This is a genomic window from Corallococcus sp. AS-1-6 (assembly GCF_020037015.1).
Taxonomy (GTDB): domain Bacteria; phylum Myxococcota; class Myxococcia; order Myxococcales; family Myxococcaceae; genus Corallococcus.
In genome coordinates this window covers 107,604-127,031 of the sequence record NZ_JAIQDE010000019.1, presented here as the reverse complement: position 1 = coordinate 127,031, position 19,428 = coordinate 107,604, and the positions used below count along the sequence as shown (strand labels likewise).

8 protein-coding genes are annotated in these 19,428 nt (G+C 71.9%); all 8 read left to right on the top strand.

Going from position 1 to position 19,428, the window contains the following annotated elements:
* Nucleotides 1-21: 21 nt before the first annotated feature.
* The 8 genes from K8612_RS24730 to K8612_RS24695 all read left to right on the top strand — a co-directional run bounded on the left by K8612_RS24730 (nucleotide 22) and on the right by K8612_RS24695 (nucleotide 19,422).
* On the top strand, nucleotides 22-1,770 hold the full coding sequence (locus tag K8612_RS24730) for a DUF885 family protein (RefSeq protein ID WP_223764093.1): 1,749 nt from the start codon (nucleotides 22-24) through the stop codon (nucleotides 1,768-1,770).
* Nucleotides 1,767-2,645: an alpha/beta fold hydrolase gene (locus tag K8612_RS24725; RefSeq protein ID WP_223764092.1), complete on the top strand. Its 879-nt coding sequence runs from the start codon at nucleotides 1,767-1,769 to the stop codon at nucleotides 2,643-2,645. Before K8612_RS24730 ends, K8612_RS24725 begins: the two co-directional genes overlap by 4 nt.
* Before the next feature lie 151 nt (nucleotides 2,646-2,796).
* A complete protein-coding gene (locus K8612_RS24720) occupies nucleotides 2,797-9,555 on the top strand; it encodes a polyketide synthase (RefSeq protein WP_223764091.1) in 6,759 nt (2,252 codons plus the stop codon).
* Nucleotides 9,552-16,007 carry a non-ribosomal peptide synthetase gene (locus K8612_RS24715; RefSeq protein ID WP_223764090.1) on the top strand — a complete coding sequence of 2,152 codons (6,456 nt, stop codon included), beginning with the start codon at nucleotides 9,552-9,554 and terminating at the stop codon, nucleotides 16,005-16,007. Before K8612_RS24720 ends, K8612_RS24715 begins: the two co-directional genes overlap by 4 nt.
* Nucleotides 16,008-16,035: 28 nt before the next feature.
* Nucleotides 16,036-16,812 carry an alpha/beta fold hydrolase gene (locus tag K8612_RS24710; RefSeq protein ID WP_223764089.1) on the top strand — a complete coding sequence of 259 codons (777 nt, stop codon included), beginning with the start codon at nucleotides 16,036-16,038 and terminating at the stop codon, nucleotides 16,810-16,812.
* The gene (locus K8612_RS24705) at nucleotides 16,812-17,651 is read left to right on the top strand and encodes an alpha/beta fold hydrolase (RefSeq protein ID WP_223742776.1); all 840 of its coding nucleotides are present in this window, start codon (nucleotides 16,812-16,814) and stop codon (nucleotides 17,649-17,651) included. Before K8612_RS24710 ends, K8612_RS24705 begins: the two co-directional genes overlap by 1 nt.
* A gap of 122 nt (nucleotides 17,652-17,773) precedes the next feature.
* A complete protein-coding gene (locus tag K8612_RS24700; protein WP_223742777.1) occupies nucleotides 17,774-18,223 on the top strand; it encodes a hypothetical protein in 450 nt (149 codons plus the stop codon).
* Nucleotides 18,224-18,372: 149 nt separating this feature from the next.
* The gene (locus tag K8612_RS24695; protein ID WP_223764088.1) at nucleotides 18,373-19,422 is read left to right on the top strand and encodes a LuxR C-terminal-related transcriptional regulator; all 1,050 of its coding nucleotides are present in this window, start codon (nucleotides 18,373-18,375) and stop codon (nucleotides 19,420-19,422) included.
* Nucleotides 19,423-19,428 lie beyond the last annotated feature (6 nt).

The window sequence follows — 19,428 nt, the reverse complement described above, 5'->3', positions numbered from 1 at the left end:
TTCCTCCGCCGGAGTCCGACCATGTCATCCCAGTCCGTCCCCCAGCGCGGCGCCGCGTCCGCTTCGCTGCACGCCCTGCTGGAAGCGGAGTGGCAGTACTCGCTCCAGCAGTACCCCACCTACGCGTCGCTCCTGGGGGACCGGCGCTGGAATGACCGGTGGGATGACCTGAGCCTCGCCGCGCTGGAGGCGGACCACCAGCACAGCCACGCCGTGCTGCGCCGGCTCCAGGACGTGGACCGCGCCGCGCTGGACAGCGACGCGGACCGGCTGCACCTGGACCTCTTCCGCCGGATGCACGAGACCTGGATTGAAGAGTACGGGGTGAAGTGGCACCTCATGCCCCTCAACCAGATGGGCGGCCTGCCGGAGGGGCTCAAGCAGCCGCCAGGGCTCCAGACGGCGTACCAGCTCGCGGACACCCTGCGCTTCGAGACGGTGCGGGACTACGAGGACTGGGTGAAGCGGCTGGAGGGCTTCGGCGCCTACGCGGATCAGGTGGTGGCGCTGATGCGCGAGGGCATGCGCCAGCACCGCATCCACCCGCGCATCGTGCTCCAGCGCATCCCGCCGCAGTTGGAGCGGCAGGTGGTGACGGATCCGACGCGAAGCGGCTTCTACGGCCCCTTCACCCGCATGCCGGCGAACTTCTCTCCGGAGGACGCGCGGAGGCTCTCGCAGGCGGGCCGCGACGCCATCGCGAACACCGTGGTGCCCGCGCTGAAGCGCGCCCTGGACTTCGTCACCACGGAGTACCTGCCCGCCGCGCCGGAGGCCGTGGGCGTGTGGCAGTTCCCGGACGGCGAGGCGCTGTACACGGTGCTCGCGCGCCGGCACACGACGACGCGGATGACGCCGGAGGAGATCCACGCGGTGGGCCTGGCGGAGGTCCAGCGGCTGCGCGCGGAGATGGACGCGGTGATGGCGCGCACGGGCTACACCGGCACGCTCCAGGGCTTCTTCGAAGCGCTGCGCACGGAGCCGCGCTTCTACGAGCCCACCGGCGAGTCGCTGCTCGCGCGCTACCGGGCGCTGGCCCGCCGCATCGACCCGCTGCTCCCCCGGCTGTTCCGCACGATGCCGAAGAAGCCCTACGTCGTCGAACCCATCCCGGAGGCCATGGCCCCGGACGTGACGACGGGCTTCTACTTCCCGGCCTCCGCGGACGGCTCGCGCCCGGGCACCTTCCAGGTGAACCTCTACCGTCCGGAGACGCGGCCCGTCTGGGAGATGGTGCCCCTGACGCTGCACGAGGCCGTGCCCGGCCACCACTTCCAGGTGTCCCTGGCCTCCGAGCAGACGGACGTGCCGGACTTCCGCCGCTTCACGTCCTACGTCGCCTTCGACGAGGGCTGGGCGCTGTACAGCGAGTCCCTGGGCGACGAGCTGGGCCTGTACGACGACCCGCACGACAAGTTCGGCCAGCTCGCCTACGAGATGTGGCGCGCGGTGCGGCTGGTGGTGGACACCGGCCTGCACGCGAAGCGGTGGACCCGGAAGCAGGCGCTGGACTTCTTCATGGAGAACGCGCCGCGCCAGGAGCTGGACGTCACCAACGAGGTGGACCGCTACATCGCGTGGCCGGGCCAGGCGCTGGCGTACAAGGTCGGCCAGTTGCGCATGCGCGCGCTGCGGGACCGGGCGGAGGCCGCGCTGGGGGCACGCTTCGACGTGAAGGCCTTCCACGACGAGGTGCTGCTGACGGGCTCGCTGCCGCTGGACGTGCTGGAGGCGAAGATCGACGCGTGGGTGGCCCGGGAGTCCGCGTGAAGCGTCCGCTCGTCGCCGGGCTCCTGCTGGGGGGCGTGGCCCTGCTGGCGATGGCCGCCTGGGTCGCGGTGCGCAGCGCGCGCTACATCTCCCAGGAGGTGCACCCGCCCCGGCAGCCGGTGGGCGGTCCTCCGAACGACGCGGAGCTCGCCGGCCTGCGCGACGTGGCGTTCCAGGACCGCGACGGCCTCCCGCTCAAGGGCTGGTACCTGCCGCCGCGCGACGGGGCGCTCGTCGTCCTGGTCCACGGGCTGTCGGGCAACCGCACGCAGTTGTTGCCGGAGGCCCGCTTCCTGGCCCGGGCCGGGTACGGGCTGGTGCTCTTCGACCTGGGGGCGCACGGCGAGAGCGGCGGGACGGTGTCCACCTACGGCGACCGGGAGGCCGCGCAGGTGCGGGCGGCGGTGGACTTCGCCGCGCTCCAGCCGGAGGTGGACGCGAAGCGCATCGGCGCGCTCGGGTTCTCCCTGGGGGGCTACTCCGTGCTGAAGGCCGCGGCGGAGGACCCGCGCCTCAAGGCCGTGGTGGTGGAGGCCGCCGCCGTGGCGCCCGCGCAGGCGCTCCAGGACGAGCTGGGCCACTGGGGTCCCCTGGGCCTGTGGCCGGCGCTGGGCGTGATGAAGCGCGCGGGCGTGGACGTGAACGCCGTGCAGCCCGCGCGGCACATGGCCGCGCTCGCGGGCCGCCCCGTCCTGCTGGTGGCGGGCGAGTCGGATCCGTGGGTGCCGGACGCGGCCATGGAGGACCTGCTGCGCCAGGGGCAGGGCCCGTGGGAGAAGTGGCGCGTGCCGGGAGCGGGGCACGAGAGCTACCTCCCGGCCTCCCCTGAAGAATATCCACGCAGAGTGTTGGCGTTCTTCTCGCGCTTTCTCTGAATGTGGTGGTTGGGGAGCGGGCGAGGGGCCGTCCGGCGGTAAGAAATCTGCCCGGCCGCGATCATTCCATTCCAGGCATGGCATGCTCCATGCCCGGTTTGACCGTCTTTTCCCATCCTTCAATCGCAAACGCCTGGAACCTGACGGTCGGATGGCCCTGGGGGACAAGTCCGTGGACGCAGCGCTCATGCAGACCGTGGTGGCGCGTTTCACCGCGCAAGCGGCCCGGACACCCGACGCGGAGGCGGTCCGGTTCGAGGGAGCGGGGCTGACGTACGCGGCGCTGGACCGCCGCTCCAACCAGCTCGCGCACCACCTCCGGGGCCTGGGTGTCACCACGGACGTGCTCGTGGGCGTGTGCCTGGAGCGCTCGGTGGAGATGGTGGTGGCGGTGCTGGCCGTGCTCAAGGCAGGCGGCGCGTATCTGCCATTGGACCCGGCCTATCCCGCGCCACGTCTGGCTTTCATGTTGGAGGACGCGAAGGCGCCGGTGCTGCTCACCCAGGCGAAGCTGCGCGCGGGCCTGCCTGCCTTCGCGGGCCCGGTGTTGTGCCTGGATGAGTCCCCTGCCCTCTTCGCTCCGGAGGCCCCGGCCTCACCGGTGGACGCGTCCCGCCTGGAGGGGCTGGCCTACGCCATCTACACGTCCGGCTCCACGGGCACGCCCAAGGGCGTGGCCATGGGGCACCGGCCGCTCGCCAACCTCATCGCGTGGCAGTTGGGCCAGTCCCTCGCGGGGCCGGGCACGCGCACGCTCCAGTTCTCCCCGCTGTCCTTCGACGTGTCGTTCCAGGAGCTGTTCGGCACGTGGTGCTCCGGCGGCACGCTGGTGCTGGTGCGGGACGCGCTGCGGCTGGACGCCGTCCTGCTGTTGCGGCTGCTGGCGGACGAGCGCGTGGAGCGGCTGTTCCTGCCCTTCATCGCGCTGCAGAACCTGGCGGAGATCGCCACCTCGCACCAGCAGGTGCCGCCCGCCCTGCGCGAGGTCGTCACCGCGGGCGAGCAGCTCCAGGTGACGCACCACCTGCGCTCGTTCTTCGCCGCGCTGCCGGGCTGCGCGCTGCACAACCACTACGGCCCGTCGGAGACGCACGTCGTCTCCAGCTACGTGCTCCGGGGCGCCCCGGAGACGTGGCCCGCGCTGCCGCCCATCGGCAAGGCGGTGGACGGCTGCGAGCTGCTGGTGCTGGACGAGCAGAAGCAGCCCGTGCCCCAGGGCGAGTCCGGCGAGCTGTTCCTCGCGGGCGTGTGCCTGGCGAAGGGCTACCTGCACCGCGAGGCGCTGACGGCGGAGCGCTTCGTGCCGCACCCGCTCAAGCCCGGCACCGGCGAGCGCGCGTACAAGACAGGCGACCTGGCGCGCGTGCTGCCGGACGGCAACGTGGAGTTCCTGGGCCGCATCGACGGACAGGTGAAGGTGCGCGGCTACCGCATCGAGCTGGGCGAGATTGAAGTCGCGCTGGGCAGCCACCCGGCGGTGAAGCAGGTGGCGGTGGTGGCGCGCGAGGACGTGCCCGGCGACAAGCGGCTCGTCGCCTACGTCGTCCCGGACGGCACGCTGGAGCACGCGGCCGGGGCGCTGCGGCGCCACCTGTCCACCCGGGTGCCGGACTACATGGTGCCCTCCGCGTTCGTGCTGATGGACGCGCTGCCGCGCACGCCCAGCGGGAAGATTGATCGCCGGGGCCTGCCCGCCCCGCTGCCCACGCGGCCGGAGCTGCAGCAGGCGTTCGTCGCGCCGCGCTCGCCGCTGGAGCGCACGCTCGCGGACGCGTGGGCGCAACTGCTCCGCATCGACCGGGTGGGCGCGCACGACAGCTTCTTCGAACTGGGGGGCAACTCGCTGCTCGCGCTCCAGTGCGTGGCGCGGCTGCGGCAGGCGCACGGGCTGGAGCTCCCCATCGTCCAGTTGTTCCAGTCCCCCACCGTGGCGCAACTGGCGGCGGTGCTGACGGGGGATGCGCCCCGACCGTCGCTCAAGGAGTTGGCGGAGGCGCGGCAGGCGAAGCGGCGGCAGGCGGGGGGCGGCGCGGAGCCGGTGGCCATCATCGGCATGGCGGGCCGCTTCCCGGGTGCGCCGGACCTCGACACGTTCTGGAAGAACCTGGTGGGCGGCGTGGAGTCCGTCACCACCTTCGCGCGCGAGCAGGTGGACCCCTCCGTGCCCGCCGCCGAGCGCGACGCCCCCGAGTACGTGCGGGCGCGCGGCATCCTGGACGGCGTGGAGCTGTTCGACGCGGCCTTCTTCGGCATCACGCCGAAGGAGGCGCAGGTGATGGACCCGCAGCAGCGCCTGTTCCTGGAGACGGCGTGGGAGGCGCTGGAGTCCGCCGGCTGCGTGCCGGAGACGTACCCCGGCCTCATCGGCGTCTTCGCGGGCACGCACAACAACAGCTACGGGCCGCTGCACGTCATGCCCCGGCAGGACATCGTGGGCCGGGTGGGCGCCTTCCAGGCGATGGTGGCCAACGAGAAGGACTACGTGGCGACCCGCGTCGCGCACAAGCTGGACCTGCGCGGGCCCGCGCTGTCGCTCAACACCGCGTGCTCCACGTCGCTGGTCGCCGTAGCGCAGGCCTTCTGGGCGCTCCAGACGCACCAGTGCGACGTGGCGCTGGCGGGCGGCGCGTCCGTGACGGTGCCCCAGAAGTCCGGTCACCTGTACCAGGAGGGCGGCATGCTCTCCCAGGACGGGCACTGCCGCCCCTTCGACGCGGAGGCCACCGGCACCCTCTTCAGCGACGGCCTGGGCGCGGTGGTCCTCAAGCGCCTGTCGGACGCGCAGGCGGACGGCGACGTCATCCACGCCGTCCTTCGCGGCGTGGGCGTCAACAACGACGGCGCGGCCAAGGTGAGCTTCGCGGCGCCGGGCGTGGAGGGCCAGGCCACCGCCATCGCGACGGCGCACGCGAACGCGGGCATCGACCCGCGCACCGTCCGCTACGTGGAGGCGCACGGCACGGCGACGCCGCTGGGCGACCCCATTGAAGTGGAGGCGCTGTCGCAGGCGTTCCGCGCGCACACCTCCGACACGGGCTTCTGCGCCATCGGCTCGGTGAAGAGCAACTTCGGCCACCTCACCGCCGCGGCGGGCGTGGCGGGCCTCTTGAAGACGGTGCTCTCGCTGAAGCACCGCGAGCTGCCGCCGACGCTGCACTTCCAGGCGCCCAACCCGAAGATCGACTTCCCGCGCAGCCCCTTCTTCGTGCAGGCGAAGCGCTCCGCGTGGCCGGAGGGCACGGGCCCCCTGCGCGCGGGGGTGAGCTCGTTCGGCGTGGGCGGCACCAACGCGCACGTCGTGGTGGAGGAGGCCCCGGAGCGTCCCGCCTCCGGCCCGTCGAAGCCGCGCCAGGTGCTGACGCTGTCCGCGAAGACGCCCGCGGCCCTGACGCAGGCGGCGCTGCGGCTGGCCGCGCACCTCCAGGCGCATCCGGAGGACTCGCTCGCGGACGTGGCGCACACGCTGGCCACGGGGCGCAAGGCGTTCCCGTTCCGGCGCGCCGTGGTGGCGGGCACCCATGAGGAGGCGGTGCGGGCGCTGACGGCGGCCGAGCCGGAGGCCCCCGGACTGGAGTCCACGCCGCCCGTCGCGTTCCTCTTCCCGGGTCAGGGCTCGCAGCACCCGGACATGGCGCACGGGCTGTACCGCCACGCGCCGGCCTTCCGCGCCACGGTGGATGCGTGCGCGGAGGTGCTCGAGCCGCTGCTCGGGCGCGACCTGCGCGAGCTGCTCTTCCCCAGGGACCCGGAGTCTCCCGAGGCCGCGGAGGCGCTGCGCCAGACATCGTTCGCGCAGGCGGCGCTCTTCACGGTGGAGTACGCGCTCGCGCAGCTCTGGTGGAGCTGGGGCGTGCGGCCGGGCGCGCTCGTGGGCCACAGCGTGGGCGAGTTCGTCGCCGCGTGCCTCGCGGGCGTCTTCACGCTGGAGGACGCGCTGCACCTGGTCGCGAAGCGCGGCCAACTGATGCAGGCGCAGGCGCCGGGCAGCATGCTGTCGGTGCGCCTGTCCGCGGAGGCGGTGACGCCCCGGCTGACGGACGGGCTGGCCATCGCGTCGGACAACGGGCCGCGCCTGTGCGTGGTGTCCGGGCCCACGGAGGCCGTGCAGCGGCTTCAGGCCACGCTGGAGGCGGAGGGCACCGCGTGCCGGATGCTCCAGACGTCGCACGCGTTCCACTCGCCGATGATGGACGCCGCGGTGGCGCCCTTCCTGGAGACGCTGAAGGGCGTGCGCCTGTCCGAGCCGCGCATCCCCATCGTCTCCACGGCGACGGGCACGTGGCTGAAGGCCTCCGAGGCGACGTCCCCCGAGTACTGGGCGCGGCACCTGCGCGACACGGTCCGCTTCTCCCCCGCGCTGCGCACGCTCTGGGACCGGGGTGAGCACCTGCTGTTGGAGGTGGGCCCGCGCGTGACACTCGCCACGCTGGCGCGGCAGCAGGCCACGGCCGACCAGCGCTCGCGGGTGTTCGCCTCCCTGGGCGAGTCCACCGGCGACGCCGCGGACTGGACCGCCCTCCTGACCGCCGCGGGCCAGCTCTGGCGCCGGGGCGTGGCCCTGGACTGGCGGGCCTTCCACGCCGACGAGCAGCGCCAGCGCGTCACCCTTCCCACGTATCCCTTCCAGCGGCAGCGCCACTGGATCGACCTCGAGCGGGCGCCAGTGCCCGCCACGACACCCGCCACTGGAGTCTCCGTGAGCCCCGCCCCCGTTCCCCGTGCCGAGCGTCTCGTCCCCACCCTGCGCAACCTGTTCGAGGAGCTGAGCGGACTGGAGCTGGCCGACGCGGATCCGGGCGCGAGCTTCCTGGAGCTGGGGCTCGACTCGCTGGTGCTCACGCAGGGGGCGCTCGCGGTGCAGAAGCAGTTCGGCGTGAAGGTGACGTTCCGGCAGCTCCTGGAGGAGGTCTCGTCGCTGGGGCAGCTCGCCGCGTTCCTCGACGGGCGCATGCCCCCGGAGGCCGCCGCGCCGGCCGCGCAGCTCACCGCGAACATCCTGGGACAGCCGCACGTCTCCCCGTCCACGGGCGCCGCGTTCCCGGCCCAGGCCGCGCCTGCCACTGGCGGAATCCCCGCCCAGTTCGCGTCCGCTGGCGCCGCGTTCCAGGCCCAGGCGATGGCCGCGCCTGCCGGGAGCCTCCAGGCGGTCGTCGCGCAGCAGCTCTGGCTGATGACGCAGCAGCTCGCGCTCCTGTCCGGTCAGCCCGCGCAGGCCGTGGCTCCGCAGGCCGTCGCTCCAGCGCCCATCGCGCAGGCCCAGGCCGAGCAGGCTCCCGCCGCGCCGCCGCAGGCCGCCCAGCCCGCTCCCGCCGCGCCGGATGAGGCCGACCTCAAGGGCCCGGTGAAGTACGACGTGAAGAAGGCCTTCGGCGCCATCGCGCGCATCAGCCTGGCCCCGAAGGACGCGCTCACGCCCCGCCAGCAGACGTTCCTGGAGGACTTCACCCGCCGCTACAACGCGAAGACGCAGGGCTCCAAGCGCTACGCCCAGGAGCACCGGAGCCAGTTGTCGGATCCGCGCGTGGTGACGGGCTTCCGCCCGCTGCTCAAGGAGCTCATCTACCCGCTGACCGTGAACCGCTCCAAGGGCTCCAAGCTCTGGGACGTGGACGGCAACGAGTACCTGGACGCGCTCAACGGCTTCGGGTCCGTGATGTTCGGCCACGCGCCGGACTTCATCACCCAGGCCGTGCACCAGCAGGTGGACGACGGCTACGAGCTGGGGCCCATGCACCCCTTGGCCGGCGAGGTCGCGAAGCTCGTCTGTGAGTTCACCGGCGCGGACCGCGCGGCGCTCTGCAACACCGGCTCCGAGGCGGTGATGGGCGCGATGCGCATCGCCCGCACCGTCACCGGCCGCAGCACCATCGCCATCTTCACCGGCAGCTACCACGGCATCTTCGACGAGGTGCTGGTGCGCGGCACCAAGGGCCTGCGCACCGTGCCGGCCGCCCCGGGCATCATGGCGGGCGCGGTGCAGGACGTGCTGGTGCTGGACTACGGCACTCCGGAGTCGCTCGAAATCCTGCGCGCCCGCGCGGACTCGCTGGCCGCCATCATGGTGGAGCCCGTGCAGAGCCGCCGCCCGGACTTCCAGCCGCGCGAGTTCCTGCACCAACTGCGCGACCTCACCCAGAAGTCCGGCTCCGTCTACATCTTCGACGAGGTCATCACCGGCTTCCGCATGCACCCGGGCGGCGCCCAGGCCCTCTTCGGCGTGCAGGCGGACGTGGCCACCTACGGCAAGGTCGTGGGCGGCGGCATGCCCATTGGCGTCATCGCGGGCAAGCGCCCGTTCATGGACGCGCTGGACGGCGGCCACTGGCAGTTCGGCGACGACTCCGTGCCCACGGTGGGCGTAACGTACTTCGCCGGCACCTTCGTGCGCCACCCGCTGGCGCTCGCCGCCGCGAAGGCCGCGCTGCTGCACATGAAGGCCGCGGGTCCGGAGCTGCAGCGCAGCGTGAGCGCCAAGGCGGACACGCTCGCCACCACGCTCAACGCATTCTTCGACGAGGTGGGCGCCCCGCTGCGCATCAAGCACTTCGGGTCGCTGTGGAAGACGTTCGTCACGTCGGACGTGGCGAACGCGGACCTGCTGTTCTGCCTGCTGCGCAACAAAGGCATCCACATCTGGGATGGCTTCCCGTGCTTCTTCACCACGGCGCACTCGGACGCGGACGTGCAGCGCCTCGTCACCGCGTTCCAGGACAGCGTCACGGAGCTGCAGGACGCGGGCTTGCTGCCCGGCACGGCCCGTCCCCAGCCGCAGGCCCCCGCCGCCTTCGACTCCAACCAGCCCCCCGTCCCCGGCGCCCGCCTGGGACGTGATCCGCAGGGCAACCCCGCCTGGTTCGTCCCGCACCCCACGGTGCCCGGCAAGTTCGTCAAGCTGAGCGAGACCCGATGAAGACCCCCGCGACCCCGATCCAGGACCTGCCCGACGACTTCGATCCGTTCGCCGGGCCCGCGCTGCTGCTCACCGCGCCGTCCACCGAGCCCCAGCGCGAGGTGTGGACCGGCGTGCAGATGGGCCCGGACGCGTCGTGCGCCTTCAACGAGTCCATGTCCGTGCGGCTGCACGGCCCGCTGGACGTCGAGTGCCTGCGCTCCGCGCTCCAGGACCTGAGCGAGCGCCACGAAGCGCTGCGCACCACGTTCAGCGCGGATGGCCTCACGCTGTGCGTGGCCGCCTCCACGCCCTTCCCGCTGGAAGTCCTCGCGCTGGACGCGCTGCCGCCCTCCGAGCGCGACGCCCGCGTCCGGGAGCTCGTGGCCCAGGAGGTGGAGACGCCGCTGCCCCTGGAAGCAGGGCCGCTCCTGCGTCCGCGCCTGGCCCGGCTGTCCGCGCAGGAGCACCTGCTGACGCTGACCGCGCACCACATCGTGTGCGACGGCTGGTCCATGGCGGTGATGCTGCGCGACCTGGCGACGTTCTATTCGGCGCACGCGCGGCGCACCCCGTACACGCTGTCACCCGCGCCCACGTTCAGCGACTACGCCCGCGCGCAGGCCCGGCTTGCCACCACGCCGGAGTACGCCGAGCACGAGCGCTACTGGCTGAAGCAGTTCTCCGGCACGCTGCCGGTGCTGGAGCTGCCGTTGGACCGGCGCCGTCCGCCGTCGAAGACGTACAGCTCCCGGCGTGAGGACTGCGTGCTGGAGCCCGCGCTCGTGGAGCAACTCAAGCGCGTGGGCGCGAAGCACGGCGGCAGCTTCTTCACCACGCTGCTGGCGGGCTTCAAGGCGCTCCTGCACCGGCTGACGGGGCTGGAGGACGTGGTGGTGGCCATCCCCGCCGCGGGCCAGTCCGTGGCCGGGCTGAAGGACCTGGTGGGGCACTGCGTGAACGCGCTGCCCCTGCGCAGCAACGTGGCCGCGGAGGCGCCCTTCACGCAGGTGCTCAAGCAACTGCGCACCACGATGCTCGATGCCTACGAGCACCAGGAGTACACGTTCGGCACGCTGCTCAAGCAACTGGCGCTGCCGCGCGACCCCAGCCGCCTGCCGCTGGTCAACGTGCTGTTCAACGTGGACCAGGCCGTCACGGGCGAGCAGTTGGAGTTCCAGGGCCTCACCTGCACCCTGGCGAGCAACCCGCGCCACTACGAGAACTTCGACCTCTTCATCAACGCGGCCGAGGCCCATGGCCGCGTCGTGCTCGAGTGCCAGTACAACACCGACCTCTTCGATGGCTCCACCGTCCGCCGCTGGATGGCATGTTACGAAGAGCTGCTGCGGGGCGTGGTCGCCGACGCGGAAGCGCCCGTGTCGCGCCTGCCGCTGCTGCCCGAGGCGGAGAAGCAGCGCGTGCTGGTGGACTGGAACGCCACCGGGAAGCCGTTCGACCGGAGCGCGTTCGTCCATTCGCTCGTGGCCGCGCAGGCCCGGGCCACGCCCGACGCGGTGGCCCTGCGCGCGGGGGACGTGACGCTCACGTACCAGCAGCTCACCCAGCGCGCCCATCAGGTGGCGCACGCGCTGAAGCAGGAGGGCGTCGCGGCGGGGAGCCTCGTCGGCCTCTTCACGAACCGCGGCGCGGACATGGTCGTGGGCCTGCTGGGCATCCTCGAGGCCGGCGCGGGTTACGTCCCGCTCGACCCTGGCTTCCCGGCGGAGCGTCTGGCCTTCATGGTCGAGGACGCGAAGCTCTCCACCATCCTCACGCAGCAGGCCCTGGTGGCGTCCCTGCCGTCCACGAGCGTGAAGCCCCTGCTCATCGAGGACACGGCCTCGCAGCCCGAGTCCGCGCTCCCGACGCAGGACGTCTCGCCGGAGGCCGTGGCGTACGTCATCTACACGTCGGGTTCGACGGGCAAGCCCAAGGGCGTACGCGTGCCACACCGCGCGGTGGTGAACTTCCTCGGCGCCATGCAGGAGGCCCCGGGCCTGGGTGCGCAGGACGTGCTGCTGGCCGTCACCACGCTCTCCTTCGACATCGCCGTGCTGGAGCTGCTGCTGCCGCTCACCACGGGTGCCCAGGTGGTGCTCGCCTCGCGCGACACCGCCTCCGATGGCGCGCTCCTCAAGGCCGCGCTGGAGTCCAACGCCGTCACCGTCATGCAGGCCACGCCCTCCACCTGGCGCCTGCTGCTGGAGGCCGGCTGGCAGCCCCGCCCCGGCTTCAAGGCCCTCTGCGGTGGCGAGGCCCTTCCTCGTGAATTGGCCGAAGCCCTGCTCGCCCGCGTCGGCAGCCTGTGGAACATGTACGGCCCCACGGAGACCACCGTCTGGTCCACCACCTGGCGCGTGCAGCCTCCGCTCTCCTCCATCCGCATCGGCCGCCCCATCGCCAACACCCAGCTCTACCTCCTCGACTCGCACCTGGCTCCCGTGCCGGTGGGGGTCGCGGGCGAGCTGTACATCGGCGGCGACGGCGTGACGCTGGGCTACCTCCACCGCCCCGAGTTGACGCAGGAGCGCTTCCTGCCCAACCCCTTCCGCCCTGGCGAGCGCATGTACCGCACGGGCGATCTGGCCCGGTGGCTGGCCGACGGCACCGTGGAGTACCTGGGCCGCAATGACTCGCAGGTGAAGCTGCGCGGCTTCCGCATCGAGCTGGGTGAAGTCGAAGCGGCGCTCGCCTCGCACCCGTCCCTGGCCCAGGCCGTGGCCCTCGTCCGCGAGGACCGCCCCGGCGACCGCCGCCTCGTCGCGTACCTCATCGCGCGGCCCGGTCAGACGATCCCGGCGGATGAAGCCCTGCGCGCGCACCTCAAGCAGGGGCTGCCGGAGTACATGGTGCCGCAGCACTTCGTGGCCCTGCCCGCGCTGCCGCTCACGCCCAACGGCAAGGTGGACCGCAAGGCCCTGCCGTCGCCGCAGGTGGAGTCGCAGGAGGACGCCTTCGTCGCGCCTCGCGATGAGACGGAGCAGAAGCTCGCGGCCATCTTCGCGGACGTGCTGGGGCTGCGCCGGGTGAGCGTCACGGCGGACTTCTTCCGCCTGGGCGGGCACTCGCTGCTGGCGTCGCAGGCCCTCACGCGCGCGAGCCGCGACCTGGACGTCAGCCTCACGCTGCGCCGCATGTTCGAAGCGCCCACCGTGGAGAAGCTGGCCCGGCTGGTGCGCGGCGACGACGGGGCCGCGAGCCCCGCGCAGCGCATCTCCCCCCGCGCCGGCACCGCGCCCGCGCCGCTGTCCCTGATGCAGCAGCGGCTGTGGTTCCTGGAGCAGCTCAACCCCGGCACGGCCGTCTATAACCTCCCCTCCGCGTTCCGCCTCCATGGCGAACTCGACGTGGGCGCGCTGCGCTTCAGCTTCAACAAGCTGGTGGAGCGCCAGTCCGCCCTGCGCACCTTCGTGCGGTGGGACGAGGGCACGCCGGTGCAGCACGTGGCCCCGTCCCTGACGGTGGAGCTGGAGCCGGTGGACCTGGAGTCCGTCCCCGCGCACACGCGCGAGGAGGACCTGCTGCGCCGCCTCCAGGCGCTGGCGGACGAGTCCATCCCCATCACCGCCGCGCCGCTGTTCCGCCTGACGCTGTTCCGCCTGGGCGCCACCGAGCACGTCCTCTTCTTCATGCCCCATCACCTCATCTGGGATGGGTGGTCGTTCGACGTGTTCCTGCGCGAGCTGGACATCATCTACTCCGCGCTCACCAAGGGCCAGGACCCCAGGCTCCCCACCCTGCCCATCCAGTACGCGGACTTCACCGAGTGGCACCGGAACTGGCTCCAGGGCGAGGAGCTGGAGCGGCAGGCCCGCTACTGGAAGGGGAAGCTCTCCGGGAACCTGCCCGCGCTGGAGCTGCCCACGGACAAGCCGCGCCCCGCGCAGATGAGCCTCAAGGGCGGCACGGAGCCCTTCGTCCTCACCGGCGCGGAGGTGGACGCCCTCACGAAGCTGGGCCGCGAGTCCAACGCGACGCTGTACATGGTGCTGCTCACGGCGTTCAAGACGCTGCTGCACCGCTACAGCGGCCAGGAGGACCTGGTGGTGGGCACGCCCATCCGGGGCCGCTCGCATCCGGAGGTCGAGGACCTGCTCGGCTTCTTCGTCAACACGCTCGTGCTGCGCACGCAGCTCGCGCCGGAGCTGACGTTCCGGCAGTTGCTGGAGCGCGTGCGCACCACGTGCATGGAGGCGTTCGGCCACCAGGACATGCCCATCGAGCTGCTGATGCAGCAACTGGGCGTGCAGCGCGACCTGAGCCGCACGCCGCTGTTCCAGACGTTCTTCACCTTCCAGGACGTGCGCAACCGCGGCTCCAGCCTGGGGGACCTCACCTACGGCCAGGTGCACGTGCACGCGCACGCGACGCCGTTGGACCTGAGCTTCTGGGTGAAGGAGACGGCGAACGGCATCGTCGGCGGCATGGACTACAACACCGACCTGTTCGAGCGGGACACCGTCGTCCGCATGCTCGAACAGATCCGCACGCTGCTGCGCGCCGCGGTGTCCGACGCGGAGGTGCCGGTGTCGCGCCTGCCGCTGCTGCCCGAGACGGAGAAGCAGCGCGTGCTGGTGGACTGGAACGCCACCGGGAAGCCGTTCGACCGGAGCGCCTTCGTCCACACGCTCGTCGCCGCGCAGGCGCAGGCCACGCCCGACGCGGTGGCCCTGCGCTCCGGCGCCGTGACGCTCACGTACCAGCAGCTCCTCCAGCGCAGCCACCAGGTGGCGAACGCGCTGAAGCAGGAGGGTGTCACCGCCGGGAGCCTCGTCGGTCTCTTCACCGAGCGCGGTCCGGACATGGTGGTGGGCCTGCTGGGCATTCTTGAAGCGGGCGCGGGCTACGTCCCGCTCGATCCCGGCTTCCCGGCGGAGCGCCTGGCCTTCATGGTCGAGGACGCGAAGCTCTCGCTCGTGCTCACCCAGCGCGCGCTCCAGAGCACCCTGCCCTCCACCACGGCGAAGTCCCTCTTCGTCGAGGACACCACGTCGCAGGCGGACACGGCCCCCGAGGCTCCCGGTGTCACGCCGGAGGCCGTGGCGTACGTCATCTACACGTCGGGTTCGACGGGCAAGCCCAAGGGCGTGCGCGTGCCGCACCGCGCGGTGGTGAACTTCCTCGGCGCCATGCAGGAGGCCCCGGGCCTGTCCTCGCAAGACGTCCTGCTGGCCGTCACCACGCTCTCCTTCGACATCGCCGTGCTGGAGCTGCTGCTGCCCCTCACCACCGGCGCCCAGGTGGTGCTCGCCTCGCGCGACACCGCCTCCGATGGCGCGCTCCTCAAGGCCGCGCTGGAGTCCAACGCCGTCACCGTCATGCAGGCCACGCCCTCCACCTGGCGCCTGCTGCTGGAGGCCGGCTGGCAGCCCCGCCCCGGCTTCAAGGCCCTCTGCGGTGGCGAGGCCCTTCCTCGTGAATTGGCCGAAGCCCTGCTCGCCCGCGTCGGCAGCCTGTGGAACATGTACGGCCCCACGGAGACCACCGTCTGGTCCACCACCTGGCGCGTGCAGCCTCCGCTCTCCTCCATCCGCATCGGCCGCCCCATCGCCAACACCCAGCTCTACCTCCTCGACTCGCACCTGGCTCCCGTGCCGGTGGGGGTCGCGGGCGAGCTGTACATCGGCGGCGACGGCGTGACGCTGGGCTACCTCCACCGCCCCGAGTTGACGCAGGAGCGCTTCCTGCCCAACCCCTTCCGCCCTGGCGAGCGCATGTACCGCACGGGCGATCTGGCCCGGTGGCTGGCCGACGGCACCGTGGAGTACCTGGGCCGCAATGACTCGCAGGTGAAGCTGCGCGGCTTCCGCATCGAGCTGGGTGAAGTCGAAGCGGCGCTCGCCTCGCACCCGTCCCTGGCCCAGGCCGTGGCCCTCGTCCGCGAGGACCGCCCCGGTGACCGCCGCCTCGTCGCATACCTGGTGACGAAGCCGGGACAGGCCTACACGGACACGGAGCTGCGCAAGCACCTGCGCTCGCAGTTGCCCCAGTACATGGTGCCGCAGCACTTCGTGGAGCTGGAGGCGCTGCCGCTCACGCCGAACGGCAAGGTGGACCGCAAGGCCCTGCCGGCTCCGGCGGGCACCGCGCGTCCCGTCGAGGACGCCTTCGTCGCGCCGCGCACGCCGACGGAGCAGCACCTGGCGCGCATCTGGCGGGAGGTGCTCGGCATCGCGCAGGTGGGCGTGCACGACAACTTCTTCAACATCGGCGGTCACTCGCTCCTGTCCTTCCAGGTGGTGATGCGCGTGCGGAAGGAGCTGAACCAGGAGCTGCACCCGCGCACGCTGCTGCTCAACACGCTGGAGCAGGTGGCCTCGCAGCTCACGCCCGCGGCGCCAGCGCCCACGACCGCCGCCAGGGCGCAGCCCGTCGAGCAGACAAAGATTGCCACCCCGGAGACTTCTGTCCCCCTGGCGCAACGCTTGTTCAATAAGCTGAAGGGGAAACTGCCGGGGCGCTCGGACTGAGCGGCCCACCGAGGAGATTGGTTCAACCGTGACGCCCTGCTTCTTCGGCACCTCCGAACGACAGCTCTTCGGCGTGCACCACCCCGCGCAGGGCGCCGAGCGCTCCACCGGGGTGGTGCTCTGCTATCCCGCCGCACAGGAGTACATGTTGACGCACTGGGCCTTCCGGAAGCTGGCCGGGATGCTCGCGCGCGAGGGCTTCCACGTCTTCCGCTTCGACTACTACGGCACGGGGGACTCGGCCGGAGAGGGCCACGAGGGCCGCGTGGCCACGTGGGTCCAGGACCTCCGCAACGCCGTCAATGAACTGCAGGACGTGACGGGCGTGCAGCGCGTGGCGCTCGTGGGCCTGCGGCTGGGCGCGGCGCTCGCGGTGCGCGCCGCCGTGGAGGGACTGTCCACCGCCGCGCTCGTGCTCTGGGAGCCCCTGGTGGAGGGCGAGGCCTGGCTCCAGGAGCTGGAGCTGCTCCAGCAGCGCCGGGACACCCTCACCCTCTTCCCCCGGCCCGAGAGCCCGCTGGAGGTGCGAGAGGAGCTGCTCGGCTTCCCGTTCCCCCGCGCCCTGCGCGACGACATCCTCGCGCTGGACCTGGCCGCGCTGCCCGCGTGGCCGTCCACGCGCACGCACCTGGTGGTCAGCGCGCCCAAGCCCGGATACCAGCGGCTCCAGGAGCGCCTGGAGAAGACGGGCCTGCCCTTCCAGCACCACCTGGTGCCCGAGGAGGGCGCGGGCGGCCAGGAGTCCGCGCTCCTGTCCAACCGCATCCTGCAGACCATCACCACGCTCCTGAAGGAGGCCGCGTGATGCGCGAGCGCATCTGTACCTTCGGCCCCGAGCAGAGCCTGGTGGGCATCCTCACGGAGCCGGATCCGGCGAAGGTCCTGCCGGAGGCGCCCACGGTGGTGCTGTCCAACGTGGGCCTCAACCACCACGTGGGCCCGTACCGGCTGTGGGTGGAGCTGGCGCGACAACTGGCTGGGCGCGGCATCTCCACGCTGCGCTTCGACCTGTCCGGCCTGGGTGACAGCCGCCCCCGCCGCGAGGGCGGCGCCGACGAGTTCCAGCGCGCACGCGAGGAGACGCGCGCGGCGCTCGACCACCTGGAGCAGAAGAAGGGCCAGAAGCGCTTCGTGCTGATGGGTCTGTGCTCCGGCGTGGACAGCGCGCACGCGGTGACGGTGGAGGATCCGCGCGTGGTGGGCGCGGCCTTCATCGACGGCTACACGTACCGCACGCTGGGCTACCACCTGCGCTTCCACCTGCGCTACCTGAGCCCCCGCCGGTGGACGCGCTTCCTGCGCAAGCGCAGGCTGCCCGCCCAACTGCGCGAGGCCGGCGAGGCCGACGAGGTCTACACGCGCGAGTACCCGGAGCGCTCGCGGCTGACGCAGGACTACAAGCACCTGCTGGAGCGCGGCGTCAGCCTGTGCTTCGTGTTCTCCGGAGGCATGGGGCTGTCCTTCAACCACGAGGGCCAGTTCTACGAGATGCTCTCGCCGCTGAAGCTGGAGGGCCGCGTCACCTACGCCTTCTACCCGCGCGCGGACCACCTCTTCTCCGTGCCGGAGGACCGCACGGAGCTCATGCGCAAGCTCACCGCCTGGGCCGTGGGCACGGTTCCCCCACGTGCACTGACGGGCTGACGGCCGCCTGCCCGCACAGCAGGCGGGGACACGGCTCAAGGCCGGGTGTGCGTCGAGCGCTTGTTTCCCACCCGACGGTCGCCACCTTCGAAGCACACACGTTCTTCGAAGGAGAGCCACCCATGAAGCTCCCCCTGATGGCAGCACTGGCGACACTCGCGTTTTCCGGTCAGGCGTTCGCGCAGAGCCACACCGACCACGAAACGCCGCCCCTCCAGGAGCCGTCCACGGACGCGCCCCAGGACAGCGCGGAGCGCTGGGACAAGGCCACGGGCGGCTCGGGCGCCGCCTCGGAGGACCTCCAGTCCGCGGACGAGGTGGACGACAACGCCGTGGACCCGGGCCGCGTCGATGAAGGCGTGGGCGGCTCCGGCTCCACCGAGCAGGGGAGCAACAGCACCAGCGACCACTCGGCCGCCGCGGAGCCGGGGGCCCCGAACTCGGGCACCCCGGGCAACAAGGGGGCTCAGATGGAAGTGACGCCGCCGGCCTGGGACCAGAACAAGAACATGGGCAGCTCCGCCAGCCCCACCACGGGCACCCCGCCGGTGGAAGGCAGCGCGGGCAACTAGCGGCCTCCCCGCTTCGATAGACACCGCAATGACAGGCGCGGACGGGCTTCATGGGAGTGAAGCCCGTCCATACCCATTGTGGGGGACAGATTCCCGGGCCCTCCGACCGCTAAGTCCTTGCATGGACCGGTTGGAAGGAGGCCCGTCGGATGAACCTTACCGCGCACGAACAGGGGCTCGTGCTCGAGCTGACCCGGGCACTCTCCAGCTCGCTGGACCTGACCGAGGTCCTGGCCCGTGCCCAGGGAATCCTCACGCGGCTTCTGCCCTGTGACTACGCGGCCCTGTGCGTGTCCAGGCCGGAGCGGCCCGGGCACTACGAGTGGATGGGATTGGGTGCCCCGGGCATCCTCTTCACGCACTACCCGGAGCTGGCCACGGTGGGCGCCGCGCGCGCCACGAACCCGCTGTCGAGCAAGGAATTGAAGCGCAACCTCCTGTCCCTGCGCTGCCGGGAGATGGGGCTGCCCCTGGAGCACGTGCTGGCGGTGCTCCTGGACCTGAGCGAGGACTGGCACGGCGGCTTCACGCTGTACCGGGAGCACGCCCTGCCCTTCTCCGAAAGGGAGCAGGCCCTGCTGGAGGACCTGACGCCCTACCTGGCGAACACGGTGCGCAACTGCCGGCTGTTCGGACACGAGGCGATGCGGGGAGACCTGCTGGACGCCCTCTTCCGCCAGCAGGGCGCCGAGTGCGTCGTGGTGGAGCCACCGGAGCACGAGAAGCTGAGGACCCCGGGGGCCACGGAGCTCCTGCGGCGCTGGTACCCGGACGAGCTGAAGGCGGATGACTCCCGGCTGCCCCAGGCGCTGCGCGAGCACCTGACGCGTCTCCAGGCTTTGGGAGCGAAGCGGCCCCCGGGCATGGACACGTGGACGCGCTCCGGGGCGAAGCACGACCTGAAGGTGACGTTCGTGGAGCTGCCGGAGCAGCGCGGCCACCAGCCCTGGGGGCTGGTGTTGCAGGAGTGCTCGCGGGCCATCCCGCTGCCGGAGCCCTGGCGGCAGAAGCTCTCCCGGCGCGAGCTGGACGTGGTCCAGGGGGTCCTCTGCAACTGGACGAACGAGCTCATCGCCGAGGACCTGGGCCTGACGCTCAACACGGTGAAGACGCACCTGCGCAACATCTTCCCCAAGCTGGGCATCGAGAACCGCATGGACCTCCTCTACCAGGCCGCCTGGCGGCAGAAGCCGGGGTGAGGAGGT